Here is a 14,539-nt window from a genome sequence, read left to right on the forward strand (position 1 = left end):
CGTCATGGACGCTACATTTTGGGCCCTGATCGGTCTTATCCTGTTCTTCGTCGTGATCATCTACGTCAAGGTACCGGCCAAGATCAACGGATCGCTTGACGACCGCGCCGAAACGATCCGCAAGGAACTGGAAGACGCACGCAAGATGCGTGAAGAAGCCCAGGCTCTCTTGTCTGAGTATCAGCGCAAGCGTCACGAAGCCGAAGGCGAAGCCGAAGCCATCATTGCGGAAGCCAACTCGGAAGCCGAGCGCCTGACGCTCGAAACCGGCCAGGCTCTGGACGAAATGATCGCACGCCGCACCAAGTCTGCGGAAGACAAGATTGCACAGGCCGAAAGCCAGGCAATCGCTGAAGTCCGCGCCAAGGCTACCGACGTTGCCATTGCTGCGGCTGAGGAAATCCTCGCCGCCAAGGTGAAGGACAAAGTCGCCGACGACATCCTCGCCAAGAGCATCGACCAGGTGAAGGAGCGGCTGAACTAGGTTCGGTCCACTCTGCTGACGAATTGAAGAAGCGGCCTTTCGGGGCCGCTTTTTTGTTGCTGGTTACAAACCGCCCGAAACCCGCTGTGTCTGTCGGCAGAACGTCAAGGTCCACTACTGACCGAGGCGTTTTGTAAAGGAGCAATTGTGGTTCTGGAATGCCCCTCGCGCAAACGCGGTGCGCATGCACGCGAACATTGCGCCAGTCTCGGATGTGATCTGGGGCAATCGACGTTCCAAATGCGTCAGTCCACTTGAAGGCCTGCGTCGGACAAATTTCGTGTCATGATCAGGTTTGGGGCCGAGCCACCTTCGAAGTCGAACGTCCAGCGGCCCGCGACCACCAGGCGCTGTGCCTTGTAAAAACCAATGGCTTTCAGGTTGCCCTCGTAGACGGTCAGAAAAAACGTCTGGTGACCAGCTTCGCGGATAAGGAGGCAGGCAGTTTCAAGCAGCTTGCGACCAATCCCCAAGCCCTGATGGTGTCGCCGGACATAGAGGGTTTCTATTTCTACCGTTCCCAAATCGGGCTGGATCGGCCGCGCCTTGAGGTCGAGTCGCAGATATCCAAGCAATCCGGCGCCGGAGCGGCACACGATCAGACGCTTATCCGGGCTGTTTAAGACGGCCGCGAACGCATCCGGCGTATATGTCTGCAGAACGTGCCTGGCGTGACTGTCGGGTATGCCCTCAAGGGCGTAAGTATCCAGCCAAACTTCGATCGAAAGTGCCGCCAAGGCATCGAAATCCGAGGTGATTGCTTCACTGAGTTCCGCGTTCACAGGCAAACCAGGTGTTGGCATGTCGAACCGTGTGATGACGTTCCTCACGAGCCGGCTGCCAGCCTGACCGGTTTGAAGCTCATGCGGTGGTGAACCGTCGGTCCATGGCGCTCCAGAGCCACCTGATGCTGCGGTACGCCATATCCCTTGTGCCGGGCAAACCCGTAGTCCGGAAAACTGGCATCCAGATGCACCATCATCCGGTCCCTAGCGACCTTGGCCACGATGGAGGCCGCCGCCACGCACAGGCAGCGCCCATCGCCCTTGATCAGCGCTTGTCCGGCCTGTTTCAGACCCTGCGGCACGTCGCGGCCATCGACCAGAACGTAATCGGGAACAAGAGGCAGGTGATTGACGGCCCGCACCATGGCCGTCAGGGTCGCGGTGCGAATGTTCAAAGCATCAATGGTTGCCGGTGACGTACTTGCGAGCGAGACATGGGCCGTTGCGACAATCTGTTCGTAGAGCTCTTCACGCCGGGCCTCGGTCAGTTTCTTGGAATCGTTGAGGCCGTCGGGCAGCCGGTCGTAGTCAAGGATAACGGCTGCGGTTACGACAGGCCCCGCCCAGGGGCCGCGACCGGCTTCGTCGACACCGCAAAGCCGACCGTCAAATGCGGCCGCGTGTTTGCGCTCAATCGCAAGATCCGGGCTATCGGGAAAGGCAAGATCGAAAAGGGAAGGGCTGAACGTCATGCCACGCACCCTGCCGCCGGACAGGCCGTTTCTCAAGATGCCGCGTCAAAAGAGATCCAATTGCACACCGCCTTTTTGCGGCTGGACGAAGGCTTCCGTATTGAGTTTCTTCCGACGGAGATTAAGGCCGAGCCGTTTCGCTGCCAGCGAGAACCGTTTGGCAATCTGATCGGCATAAGGGCCGCGTCCGCGCATGCGCTCCCCCCATTTGGCATCGTAGTCTTTGCCGCCGCGCATGGATCGGATCAGGTTCATCACATGGCGATAGCGGTCTGGCCGCTCGCGCAGCAGCCAGTCGCGAAACAGCTCGGAAACTTCCAGCGGTAGCCGCAGCAGGATGTAGGCGACTTCCGTTGCGCCATGCTCGGCTGCCGCTTCCAGCACGTTTTCAATCTCGCTGTCGGTCAGGGCAGGGATCACCGGCGCCATCATCACCGATGTTGGAATTCCGGCATCCGAAAGCGCCCGCACAGCCTCAAGCCGCTTGTGTGGCGCGGAGGCGCGCGGCTCCATCGCGCGGCAGAGCTTCTTGTCGAGCGTCGTGACCGACAAGGCCACCTTCACAAGGTTTCGCTCCGCCAGCCTCGACAATATGTCGATATCACGCGTTACCAGCGCCGACTTGGTAACGATGGCGACGGGGTGGGAGCAATTGTCCAGAACCTCCAGGATCTCACGCATCAGCTTGTAGCCGCGCTCCATTGGCTGATAGGGATCCGTGTTGGTGCCTATGGCGATCACGCGCGGTTGGTAGCCCTGGCGGGACAGCTCACGTTCCAGAAGCTGCGCGGCGTTGGGTTTGGCAAACAGCCTTGTTTCAAAATCGAGCCCCGGAGACAGCCCCATGAAAGCATGGCTTGGCCTGGCGAAGCAGTAGATACAGCCGTGCTCGCAGCCCCGGTAGGGATTGATCGAGCGGTCGAAGGAAATATCAGGCGATTCGTTCCGGGTGATGATTGTCCTTGCACGCTCTTCCTGAACCTGGGTCTTCAGCGGCGGCAGGTCTTCAAGGCTTTCCCAGCCGTCGTCAAAATATTCGCGTGACAGCTTTTCGAACCGGCCGGAGGCGTTGATTGCCGCCGCGCGTCCCCGCCGCCTGTTCTCGGCGACGGAGCGGACATCGGGCACGTTGCCGGTCACGTCGGCTGCAAGGGAAATCTCTTCGGGATGGCTGAGGGGCACGCGGCAAGGTCCAGGTTATGGGTTGGAACATAACGGGAACATTATCACGGTGCCGACGTGATGCAAGGTGTCGTTTACGTCCCGCGCGGTCAGGACTTCAAAAGATGGTGGAGTTTTGCGCTAGCTGTAAACTCAGGAACCGTCACGGTCGCCGCTGCCTGGGTGGCGGCCAAGGTATTTTACCAGAATTGCATCCAGCGTGCCGTCCGACTGCATCTGGCGAATGGTTGCATCATAGCGCCCTGGCAGGCTCTCGATTTCCGGAAAAGTGGAGGCTTTGGAAAAGACGTTGTAATAGGGCTTGGTGATCAGCGGTTGAGGCAAAGTGGCCAGTTGAGCCAGACGCCCGGCCTTCTTTTCCTCGTAAAGCGTGCTGATCGTGTTCATGGGAACAGCATCAACACGTTTGGCCAGAAGCATTCCGATTTGCAGGTTGTTGCTGGCAATCGTCTGGAAATCGAGGCCGGACGCAAGAAACTCCGGCGTATAGGAAAAATCCTGGGTGATGCCGATCTGAAGTCCCTGCAGGTCGTCATAGGAGTCAAACTGAATTGACCCGGCATCTTCCGCACGGATGAAAAAGCGCCAGCTGATGTCGATGTAACTTTCCTGCGGATAGATGAGATACTCCATCCTGTCCTGATTTTTGGAAAACAGCAGCAGCATGTCCGCACGCCCGGCACGTGCTTCCTGTTGAATGCGGGTGCCGGATTCGACAAATGTCAGCGAATAGGAAAGGCCGAGGCGGCGCATGACCTCATCGAGAACCTCTACGTCGATGCCTTGATAGACCCCGTGGTCGGCGAACTTGTAAGGCTCTTCAGGCGTAGCCAGCACCACGAGGTCTCGCGCTGACGCAGTCGCGGCCTGCAAAGCCAGTGCCAGGACAAACCCGGCAAACCCCGCAAATAACCGCCCAGGGGACCGCGCCAGGCAGTGTCGGCCGAAGTTTGGCTTTTGATCAGGTGTCGTCATAGCGCCTGTTGCCTGTGTCCTGGTCGGGAAGCAGGCCTTCAGCTTTGGCGTGCTCTCTTAAAATAAAATGAAATCCAGTCCGGCGTTTCGCAGAAACGGGTCAAATTTCCAAAAAAGTCTGCATGAATATCGCTCAATGGCAGGGTGAACCAAATTTTCAAAGGGATTTTCGTTATTTGGAACAGGTACTGGTGCAGCATTCACCCGGTCTTTTATTTTCCTGCGACCAAAGTAGACATTGCCACACGCTATATCACGTTGCGTACGTGGCTGATTATTGCATTGTGTCAAGAAGCCGAACAAAAAACTGCGCCTGCTTTGTCGGTGACACTCGCACTTTGAAAAAAATCATGTAAAACTTGAGGCCATGATTAGCGTCATCATTGCGACAAGAAATTCTGAATCCGAACTGATTCACGCGCTTTCAGCCCTGGTGCCGGCGGCGGCAGAAGGTGTTGTGCGCGAAGTCATCGTGGTTGATGGCGGGTCCTCGGATAACACGGAAAAAGTTGCTGACGCTGCAGGGTGTGTCTGGATCAACCGCAGCACCGCATCCCGCAGCGAGCGCCTGGCCTATGGGGCTTCCGTGGCAAGCCGGGGAGAGTGGCTTCTGTTTCTGCGGCCGGAAACGCTTCTGGAAAGCGGCTGGCATCATGAAGCCCAGGCCTTCGTCGAGCGTGCGGCCCGTGCGCCCAAGGGCCCGCGGACAGCAGCCAGTTTCAGCCTTCGCTACGAAGCCTTCGGCCTGAGCGCACGGCTGAGCGAGTCCTTCGCGGCCCTGCGGTCGCAACTGCTCGGCATGCCCTACGGCAACCAGGGCCTCCTCATTTCCAGGCAGTTCTATCAAAAGCTCGGCGGTCATCGGCCACTGCCCGAGTTGGAAGATCTCGATATCGCCAAGCGGATCGGGCGCGGGCGGATGGTGTTCCTGCGGGCGGCTGCGGTTTCTTCCGGAGAGCCTGAGCAGGAACAGCTTGTGTCACGCCTTCGTCAGGCCTTCGCACGGTTCTGCGTCGGCACTCTGCGTATTCCGGCAAGCGTTGCCGTCAAGCTGCACGGGTAAGGCCTCGGCGCCCACCGTTCGGGCACCTTCCGAACGATCAAGTGAGATCAGGCCTCGCGCAGTTTGCCGCGCTTCAGGTGCTCATCAAGCCGGGGCATGATTTCCACGAAATTGCAGGGCATGTGCCGATAGTCCAGCTGCCATTTCAAGATACCGTCCCAGGCATCCTTGCAGGCGCCCGGTGAGCCGGGCAGGGCGAAGATATAGGTCGCCCCGGCGACACCACCGGTGGCGCGCGACTGGATCGTTGACGTGCCGATCTTGTCGTAGGAGATCCGGTGAAAGACCTCGGAAAAGCCGTCCATCCGTTTTTCGAACAGCGGCTCCATGGCTTCCGGCGTCACATCCCGCCCAGTAAAGCCGGTGCCGCCGGTGGAGACGATCACATCCACGCCCTTGTCTTCGATCCACCCTTTGACGACCGCCTGAATGGCCGGAATGTCATCGGTGACGATCTGCCTGTCCGCAAGCACATGCCCGGCCTTTTCGATCCGGTCTGCCAGCGTGTTGCCGGACCTGTCCTCTTCAAGCTTGCGGGTGTCTGAAACCGTCAGCACAGCAATGTTGAGCGGAATGAACGGACGGCTTTCATCGAGACGGGACATGGCGAACTCCTTTGCTCTCCAGACATAGGCGATCGGCGCACCGGCTTCCAGAGGCTGCTCGCAAACTGTCGTGGCAAATGTGTTTTGAAATAAAATTACAAAAAATAACAAGATTGAGACACTTGCAAAACAGTTAGGTCAGTATTATTGACTTAAATAGCCAATCAAAAAGACAATGAGCCAACAATGACAACCTGGGAAAGCCTCTACGCCCGACGCGCCAGTCGCATGCGCGCTTCCGAAATCCGTGAACTGCTGAAACTGCTGGACCAGCCGGATGTGATCAACTTTGCCGGTGGTATTCCCGATCAAGCCCTGTTTCCCGCTGAAGCGTTCAAGGCCGCCTATCAGGAAATCCTGGCGGGTGAGAGCGCAGGCCGTGCCCTGCAATACGGCATGAGCGAGGGCAGCGCCCGCCTGCGCGACTGGATCGTCAGCCATATGCGCCGCCTCGGGGTCGAGTGTGGGCCGGAGAATATCCTGGTCACGTCGGGCTCTCAGCAGGGGCTGGATTACATCGGCAAACTGTTTCTGACCGAAGGCGACACCGCACTGGTGCAATGGCCGACCTATCTGGGCGCACTGCAGGCCTTCAATGCCTATGAGCCTGGCTACGACCGGCTTGACCCCGGGGCCAATCGCCCGGCAGAAGACTATGCGGCGGCGGCGCGCGAAAGGGGCGGACGGGTCAAATTTGCGTATCTGTCTCCCGACTTTGCCAACCCGACCGGCCTGACGGTTGATCTGGCTGAGCGAAAGCGTCTTCTGGCGCTGGCCGGGGAACTCTCCTGCGCGGTCATTGAGGATTCGCCGTATGAGGCACTGCGTTACGACGGCGAACCGCTGCCGCCGATGCTGGCTCTCGATTGCGAAGCCTCGGGCGGGATCGACAAAGCTCGTACGCTCTACTGCGGCAGCTTTTCCAAGTCACTCTCGCCGGGATTGCGCCTCGGTTGGATCTGCGCGGCGGCTGACGTTATTTCCAGACTGGTACTGATCAAACAGGCAAGCGACCTGAATTCGCCGGTGCTCAACCAGGAAGCCATGGCCCGGGTTGCCGAGAGTGTTTTCGAGGCGCATACGGCAAAGACGAATACGGTCTACAAGGCCCGCCGCGACGCGATGCTGGCGGCGCTGGAAAAGCACATGCCGGCAGGCGTTAGCTGGACCCGGCCGGAGGGCGGCATGTTCGTCTGGATGACGCTGCCCGAAGGGGTGGATGCAGCCGCTCTGCTGGAGACTTCCATCGAAACGGCACGGGTCGCCTTCGTGCCGGGACGCGCCTTTCATCCGGACGGTACCGGCGCAAACACCCTGCGGCTCAGCTTTTCCTGTAACGACTATCCGAAAATTGAAGAAGGTATTTCAAGGCTTGGACGCTTGATTACCGAAACTGTCACATCCAAGTTGTAAGTCCTTCGAAGGAAGAAGCAGGGGCGGGTGTTGGAGCCTATGGCGCTGACCGAAAAGCTGGACAATTATTGTGAGCGGACCGGGCCGGAGGTCTGGTCCGAGCCGCTCAATGCGCTCACCAATGCGGCTTTTCTGATTGCGGCGATCGCCGGCTATATGCTCTGGCGCCGGAAGACGCCGGACGATTTCTTCGCACTCGCCATGATCGGCATCGTCTTCATCACCGGCGTCGGGTCGTTGCTGTTCCACACTTTTGCGACACGATGGGCGAGCCTTGCGGATGTCATCCCGATCGCGCTGTTCATCCATGTCTACCTTTATGCGGCGCTGAACCGGTTTCTGGGATTGGCCTGGTGGCTGGCGCTTGGTGTGGTGATCGCGTTTTTTGCCGCAACACCCTTCGTGGGACAGGCGCTCGCGCCGATCGTCGGCTCGTCTGCCGGCTACGTGCCCGCGCTTGTGGCGATATTTGCGGTGGGTGGGCTGCTTGTGCTCAGGAATGCCCCGCTCGGGCGCGAGGTGCTGCTGACCGGTGTCATCTTTGCCGTGTCGCTGACATTCCGGACCCTGGATGGTCCGATTTGCGATCAGCTTGCAATCGGTACGCATTTCCTGTGGCATATTCTGAACGGGCTTGTACTGTTTTTGTTATTACGGGTTCTCATCAGGCATCGTGCCGGTTAAATCTCACAGAGTATTCATAAAATTGCAGATCATCGTCGCGGATAGACCGGACGGCTTTGCGACACAACATAATGACCTTAGGGAAGAGGCAGGAGACAGGGACCGTCATGAGCGACAGTAAAAAGACCGGAAGTGATCTGACAGAAGCAGCCCTGTTCTATCACGAGCATCCACGCCCCGGTAAACTGGAAATCCAGGCGATCAAGCCGCTTGGCAACCAGCGCGACCTTGCGCTGGCCTATTCACCAGGTGTCGCCGCGCCGTGTCTTGCGATTGCCGACAACCCGGCCCTGGCCGCCAATTACACTTCGCGCGGCAATCTGGTTGCCGTCATCTCCAACGGCACGGCGGTTCTCGGTCTCGGCAATATCGGCCCGCTGGCGTCCAAGCCGGTGATGGAGGGCAAGGCGGTCCTCTTCAAGAAATTCGCGGGTATCGACGTTTTCGATATCGAGGTGGCGCAGACCGATGTCGAGAAATTCGTTGATGCGGTGTCCGTTCTGGAGCCGACCTTCGGCGGCATCAACCTGGAAGACATCAAGGCACCCGAATGCTTCATGATTGAATCGAAGCTCCGGGAAAAAATGAACATTCCGGTGTTTCACGACGATCAGCACGGCACGGCGATCATCGTCGGGGCCGCGGTTCGCAACGGGCTGGACCTTGCCGGCAAGAAGATCGAGGACGCCAAGATAGTGGCCTCCGGCGCTGGGGCGGCGGCGCTCGCCTGCCTGAACATGCTGGTTTCGCTCGGTGCGAAGCGGGAAAACATCTGGGTGACCGACATCGAAGGCGTCGTCTACGAAGGTCGTGAAGCCTTGATGGACGAATGGAAGGCGGTCTTTGCCCAGAAGACGGATCTGCGGTCTCTCGATCAGGTGATCGACGGTGCCGATGTTTTCCTTGGCCTGTCCGCTGCCGGTGTCTTGAAGCCGAGCATGGTGGAGAAGATGGGCAAGGGCCCGCTGATCCTGGCGCTGGCCAACCCCAACCCGGAAATCATGCCGGAGGACGCCAAGGCTGCCCGGGACGACGTGGTCATGTGTACCGGGCGGTCCGACTATCCCAACCAGGTCAACAACGTCCTGTGTTTCCCCTATATTTTCCGGGGTGCGCTTGATGTCGGTGCGACCACCATCAATGAGGAAATGAAGCGGGCCGCCGTCGAGGCGATTGCGGGCCTTGCCCGCGAGGAACCGTCTGACGTTGCTGCGCGTGCTTATGGCGGCAAGACGGAAACCTTCGGTCCGAACTATCTGATCCCGTCGCCGTTCGACCAGCGCCTGATCCTGCGCATTGCACCGGCCGTCGCCAAGGCTGCCATGGCAACCGGTGTTGCCACGCGCCCGATAGAGGATTTCACCGCCTATCTGGACAGGCTCAACCGTTTCGTCTTCCGGTCCGGCCTGATCATGAAGCCGATCATCCAGAACGCAACCAAGGACCCGAAGCGCATCATCTATGCGGAAGGCGAGGACGAGCGCGTTCTGCGGGCCGCACAGGTTCTGATCGAGGACAATATCGCCAAGCCGATCCTAGTTGGCCGTCCGGATGTGTTGCAGCAGCGCTGTGAACGCTTTGGTCTTCGCATCCGTCCGGATGTCGATTTCGAATTCATCAACCCGCAGGACGATCCGCGCTACCGCGACTATGTCGATGAATATTTCGAGTGTGTCGGCCGCAGGGGCATGCCGCCAAATGCGGCGCGGACGATTGTTCGAACCAATACCACCGTGATTTCAGCACTCGCGGTGCGCCGCGGTGACGCTGACGCGGTCATCTGCGGCCTTGAGGGACGGTTTATCCGGCACCTGCGCGATATCAAGCAGGTGATCGGCGTTTGCGAAACGGCAAGAGATCTTTCGGCCATGTCGCTGCTGATCAACTCGCAAGGGGCGATCTTCCTGTCGGACACATTCGTCACGGAAGACCCGACGGCGGAAGAGATCTCCGAAATGGCAATCCTCGCTGCCGAGGAAATTCAGCGCTTCGGGATCGAACCGAAGGTTGCCCTGCTGTCGCTGTCCAATTTCGGATCCCGAGACACTGCATCCTCACGCAAGATGCGCGAAGCACTGGACATGATCTGGGAGCGCTATCCGGAGCTGGAAGCCGATGGAGAAATGCACGGCGATAGCGCCCTCAGCGTCGATCTGCGGGAGCGGGTGATGCCGGACAGCAAACTGAAAGGGGAAGCCAACCTGTTGCTGTTCCCGAACCTGGATGCGGCCAACATTGCCCATAACCTGCTGAAGGTCTCGACACAGGCACTTCATGTCGGTCCAATTCTGCTGGGCACCGCCAAGCCTGCGCATATTCTGACACCGTCGGTAACCTCACGCGGCGTCGTGAACATGTCGGCGCTTGCCGGCGTCGAGGCGCAGACCCGGTCTTCCCGCTAGGTCCGGCTTGCAACAGCGCTTTCTTCCGATCAAGGCGGACCGGCACCACCGGTCCGCCTTTCCATTTTAAAAACGGCACACCATGACCCGATTGAAACAGCCCGCCGACTGCGTCAGCAAAACGGACATACGATCCGCCATCGATGCGCTCGACGAGGACCTCTTGCAGCTCTTTGCCCGCCGCCAGGGATACGTCCGCCGCATGGCGGAACTGAAACAGCATCCTGATGAGGCTTTTGACGCCCAGCGGATTGAAACAATGATTGCAGCCCTGAAGAGCAGAGCAGAGGAACTGGGCCTGGAAGGCGAGCAGGCCGAGGCTGTCTGGCGTACGCTGATCGACTGGAACGTGGCCTTCGAGAAACGCACGATCGCCGCTCGGCTGGAGCGACTTCGGGACATGCCGTCGAAACCGGGTTCCGATTTTTAGCGCCTTGCCGGGTTTCCCGGACGGATCAAACGCCTACCTAGTAGCGGATATGGATCGTTCGTGGAGCCGTCATGACATTGAATTTGTCTATTCTTCCGGGTGTGGCCGCACTAGCCACCGTGCTTGGTCTGCCGCTTGCCCCTGCCGCGTTGGCACAATCCGCCGTTCAGCTCGAAACCGTCGGCGCCGGCTTGTCCTATCCCTGGAGTGTCGCCTTCCTGCCAGACGAGGGTTTTCTGGTGACCGAGCGCGACGGCGCGGTAAAGCATATTGATCCATCCGGCAGGCAAAGCGAGGTTGCCGGCGCGCCGGAAGTGTTTGCGCAAGGGCAGGGTGGTTTGCTGGATGTGGCGCTCAGCCCCGATTTCTCCACCGATCGAACGCTTTTCCTGACCTATTCTCAAGGCTCCCCCGAAGGCGCCGGCACGTCCCTTTTCCGGGCGCGGCTGGCCAATGCCTTTGAAGGCGGCTTTGTGCTGGAAGACGGGCAGACCATATTTTCCGGCAACAACCGGGCCTACGGTGGCCGCCACTTCGGTTCGCGGCTTGCCTTTGCGCCCGACGGAACCTTGTTCATGACAGTCGGAGAGCGGGGAGACGGCGAGCGTGCACAGGACACGGCGGACCATGCCGGGTCGGTGCTGCGGCTGACGCGGGATGGGCAACCGGCACCGGACAATCCCTTCATAAGCCAGGAAGGCGCCAAACCGGAGATCTGGTCCTACGGCCATCGAAACCCCCAGGCAGCTGCGATTCATCCGGACACCGGAGTGCTCTGGACGGTTGAACACGGTGCGCGCGGCGGCGACGAGATCAACATTCCCGAAGCTGGAAAGAACTATGGTTGGCCGGTGATTTCCTACGGACGTCATTACTCGGGTGGAAAGATCGGCGTTGGCACGTCAAAAGACGGGATGGAGCAACCGATCCACTATTGGGATCCGTCCATTGCACCGTCCGGCATGGCCTTTGTGACCAGCGATCTCTATCCGGAATGGAAGGGCGACATACTGGTTGGTGCTCTGGCCGGGCGGCATCTCGCGCGTGTTGACCTGGAGAATGGCAGGGTGGTTGGCGAGGAAAAGCTTCTGACGGATCTGGGCGAGCGGATCCGTGACGTCCGTCAGGGGCCTGACGGCTACATCTATGTCCTGACCGACAGCGACGATGGCCGCCTGCTTCGTCTGAAGCCGTGAGATCAGTCGAACTTTTTGAGCTATAAGAGCTTTTCTGGCTTCTTTGCTTGACATTGCGCCCCATCCCGTCGATATAGCGCAGTGCAACCACTGCCGCGTGAGCAGAGAGTGCGCCCCGTACAGGAACACATTCCTGGCGGGCAGTCGCAAGAAAGTTGCCACTTCAAGAACCCAATGAGGGGTTCAACCAGTTCCCATTTCACGCGAGGGTCTGGCGGTAAGGAGACCGAGCAGCGATGGCTGCCGTCTGTACCGCACTCCAACTTTGAGCCGCACCGTCATCGACGTGCGGCTGACCAAGCGTTTGTTTTCGCTTGAACCAAGGATTTTATATTGACCGACTTTCAAAGCCTGGGACTCTCCAACGGCCTCGTAACTGCCGTTTCCGAGAATGGCTATGACACTCCGACGCCGATCCAGCAGATGGCCATTCCGTTGATTCTGGAAGGCCGGGACCTGATGGGTCTGGCGCAGACCGGTACGGGCAAGACGGCGGCTTTCGGCCTGCCGTTGATCGACCGGCTTCTGATGGAGAACAAGAAAGCTGCCCCGAAGGGCACACGGGCGCTGATTCTTGCACCCACGCGCGAACTGGTGAACCAGATCGCCAAGAACCTGATTTCCTTTCTGAAACATACGCCACTGCGGGTTTCCTCCGTCGTGGGTGGTGTCTCCATCAACGGGCAGATCAAGCGCCTTTCGAAGGGCACCGACATTCTGGTGGCAACGCCGGGCCGCTTGCTTGATCTGGTCGACCGCCAGGCGATTGATCTGCGCACGGCCTCCCATCTGGTCCTCGACGAAGCGGATCAGATGCTTGATCTCGGCTTCATCCATGCCCTGCGCAGGATTGCAGGACTGGTCGCCGACAAGCGCCAGACGTTGCTGTTCTCCGCCACCATGCCGAAACAGATCAACGAACTGGCACAGTCCTATCTGCGCAATCCGGAGCGGGTTGAAGTCGCCCCGGCAGGCAAGACCGCGGACAAGGTCACTCAGTCGGTTCATTTCATGGACAAGACCGCAAAAGGCGACTTCCTCGTCGATCAGCTTCGCGACAACCCGGATGGGCTTTCGCTGGTGTTCTGCCGCACCAAGCATGGCGCCGAGCGGCTGATGCGCAAACTGTCGCATTCTGGCATTTCCGCTGGCTCGATCCACGGAAACAAGAGCCAGAACCAGCGCGACCGTGCGATCAAGGAACTGCGGGAAGGCACCATCAACGTGCTTGTGGCAACGGATGTTGCCGCCCGTGGCATCGATATTCCAGGTGTCAGCCACGTCTATAACTTTGAGCTGCCGGAAGTGGCGGAAGCCTATGTTCACCGGATCGGCCGTACGGCCCGTGCCGGTGCCGATGGTGAGGCGGTTGCCTTGTGTGCTCCGGAAGAAATCGGCCTTTTCCGTCAGATCGAAAAGCTGATCGGTATCGAGATTACTGTGGCAGGTGGCGATGTTCCGCCGATGTCCGCAGCATCCTCCGGCCGTGCCAAGCGGGGCGGGAACAGGAACAGCAACGGCGGTAACGGCAAACCGGGCGGCAAGAAGCCGTTCCGCAAGCAGTCGTCCTCCGGTGCGAATGACAACGCATCCGAAAACCGCCGGCCTCCGCGTCGCCGTCGTCAGAACACGCGCAGAGACGCTGCCTGAGGTTTTCAGTACGAGAACCTGAAAAGAAATAGCACCGGGAAGTGGCCTTCCCGGCGCCGAACCTTGTGGTCGATGGGTTTCAGAACTGCTTTGACAGCACTGAATGAATTTGGTGGATGAACCGCCGGATCAGAGCCAGAACCGCCGCAGCCTGGCCATGCGCCTGCATACTTCCTGTCCACAAGGTATCCAGCCGCGTGCGCAGCTCGATCTCGTCAATCTTTCGGGAAAACTGCGGAAGAATTCCACAGACCTTGCTGAAAACCACCAAAAGCTTGGTGAGTTGCTACAAATTAGCCCCGTTGAAGTAAACGTAAATTAACAAACACGAGACTGCAATCACAACCGTTTATGCGGCTCTGATCGTGTGGAAAAAATATTTATTTAATAAATACAGTAACTTAAGAATATTTACGCGTATAAGACTTTGGTTTAAGTGACAACCTGAGGTCGAGTGAACCTTCAATCGTTTTAAAGAAGTGCTTAGATTTCAAAGAATTGGCGTTTTCATTTTCTTTATCTATCATTGTATAGAAAAAATTTATGGTGCCTGTCTGAAGGGGTAGGTTGACTATCGCCTTGTTTGGAAAAGAAAAAACGGGCCCGTGGTTTTCTCGATAAATATCGCGATGCGATCAGCGTCTTTCTATCCGATTTTGTGAAATACCGGTGAGGTCTTTCGCGTGCGTTTGTCTGATCGAATTTTTTGACCAATTGGTATTATTTTGCCTTTTGGAGCCATAACAAGTTTTTATTTAGTGAATAAATTAATTGACCTTGCCGTTGGGTGAGCCTATTTCGGCGCCATCAAGGTTTTGGTTAACCGATTTAAGTGAATCGAAACCTGAAAAAAAATCCAGAGCTGTTCTGGGATAATGTGCACGCTGGCTCCATCGGGACCATCGACCTCATAAAGAACAGCCCGTCGTCAGTACGGGTACGAACTTGTGGCGCGGGCAAAGACGCGGCGGCAAGCCG

At 58.3% G+C, this 14,539-nt stretch carries 14 protein-coding genes; 9 read left to right on the forward strand and 5 right to left on the reverse strand.

The window, feature by feature from the left end; translation table 11 throughout:
- The first annotated feature begins 4 nt into the window (after nt 1-4).
- Nucleotides 5-484 carry a F0F1 ATP synthase subunit B family protein gene (locus AC2A6O_RS16870; RefSeq protein WP_148585150.1) on the forward strand — a complete coding sequence of 160 codons (480 nt, stop codon included), beginning with the start codon at nt 5-7 and terminating at the stop codon, nt 482-484.
- Between the two features lie 245 nt (nt 485-729).
- Here AC2A6O_RS16870 and AC2A6O_RS16875 read toward each other — a convergent pair whose 3' ends face one another.
- The 4 genes from AC2A6O_RS16875 to AC2A6O_RS16890 all read right to left on the reverse strand — a co-directional run bounded on the left by AC2A6O_RS16875 (nt 730) and on the right by AC2A6O_RS16890 (nt 3,983).
- Complete coding sequence (locus AC2A6O_RS16875; RefSeq protein ID WP_498928803.1) at nt 730-1,314, reverse strand: GNAT family N-acetyltransferase; 585 nt, start codon at nt 1,312-1,314, stop codon at nt 730-732.
- A complete protein-coding gene (rnhB, locus tag AC2A6O_RS16880) occupies nt 1,311-1,961 on the reverse strand; it encodes a ribonuclease HII (protein WP_498928805.1) in 651 nt (216 codons plus the stop codon). The genes AC2A6O_RS16875 and rnhB overlap by 4 nt, the downstream gene beginning before the upstream one ends.
- A 45-nt stretch (nt 1,962-2,006) precedes the next feature.
- Entirely contained in the window at nt 2,007-3,119 is a 1,113-nt protein-coding gene (locus AC2A6O_RS16885) for a PA0069 family radical SAM protein (protein WP_498929450.1), read from the reverse strand.
- 156 nt (nt 3,120-3,275) lie between these two features.
- Entirely contained in the window at nt 3,276-3,983 is a 708-nt protein-coding gene (locus AC2A6O_RS16890; RefSeq protein ID WP_498928807.1) for a substrate-binding periplasmic protein, read from the reverse strand.
- Between the two features lie 502 nt (nt 3,984-4,485).
- On the opposite strand from AC2A6O_RS16890, the gene AC2A6O_RS16895 reads away from it, so the two are divergent.
- The gene (locus AC2A6O_RS16895) at nt 4,486-5,181 is read left to right on the forward strand and encodes a glycosyltransferase (protein WP_498928809.1); all 696 of its coding nucleotides are present in this window, start codon (nt 4,486-4,488) and stop codon (nt 5,179-5,181) included.
- 47 nt (nt 5,182-5,228) lie between these two features.
- On the opposite strand, the gene moaB is transcribed toward AC2A6O_RS16895, so the two are convergent.
- Complete coding sequence (gene moaB / locus AC2A6O_RS16900; RefSeq protein ID WP_498928811.1) at nt 5,229-5,786, reverse strand: molybdenum cofactor biosynthesis protein B; 558 nt, start codon at nt 5,784-5,786, stop codon at nt 5,229-5,231.
- 186 nt (nt 5,787-5,972) lie between these two features.
- Here moaB and AC2A6O_RS16905 point away from each other — a divergent pair, with 186 nt between their 5' ends.
- The 7 genes from AC2A6O_RS16905 (at nt 5,973) to AC2A6O_RS16935 (ending at nt 13,883) form a co-directional block, all read left to right on the forward strand.
- Complete coding sequence (locus tag AC2A6O_RS16905; protein ID WP_498928813.1) at nt 5,973-7,199, forward strand: aminotransferase-like domain-containing protein; 1,227 nt, start codon at nt 5,973-5,975, stop codon at nt 7,197-7,199.
- Nucleotides 7,200-7,238: 39 nt separating this feature from the next.
- A complete protein-coding gene (locus tag AC2A6O_RS16910) occupies nt 7,239-7,883 on the forward strand; it encodes a ceramidase domain-containing protein (protein ID WP_498928815.1) in 645 nt (214 codons plus the stop codon).
- Nucleotides 7,884-7,990: 107 nt separating this feature from the next.
- A complete protein-coding gene (locus tag AC2A6O_RS16915; protein WP_148585135.1) occupies nt 7,991-10,285 on the forward strand; it encodes an NADP-dependent malic enzyme in 2,295 nt (764 codons plus the stop codon).
- Between the two features lie 82 nt (nt 10,286-10,367).
- Nucleotides 10,368-10,715, forward strand: coding sequence for a chorismate mutase (locus tag AC2A6O_RS16920; protein ID WP_148585133.1), 348 nt, complete (start codon nt 10,368-10,370; stop codon nt 10,713-10,715).
- Between the two features lie 71 nt (nt 10,716-10,786).
- Complete coding sequence (locus AC2A6O_RS16925) at nt 10,787-11,911, forward strand: PQQ-dependent sugar dehydrogenase (RefSeq protein ID WP_498928818.1); 1,125 nt, start codon at nt 10,787-10,789, stop codon at nt 11,909-11,911.
- 333 nt (nt 11,912-12,244) lie between these two features.
- On the forward strand, nt 12,245-13,561 hold the full coding sequence (locus tag AC2A6O_RS16930) for a DEAD/DEAH box helicase (protein WP_148585130.1): 1,317 nt from the start codon (nt 12,245-12,247) through the stop codon (nt 13,559-13,561).
- Between the two features lie 103 nt (nt 13,562-13,664).
- Nucleotides 13,665-13,883, forward strand: a complete 219-nt coding sequence (locus tag AC2A6O_RS16935; RefSeq protein ID WP_498928820.1) for a hypothetical protein — start codon at nt 13,665-13,667, stop codon at nt 13,881-13,883.
- Nucleotides 13,884-14,539 lie beyond the last annotated feature (656 nt).

It is taken from the genome of Labrenzia sp. ATLA3 (assembly GCF_057180185.1).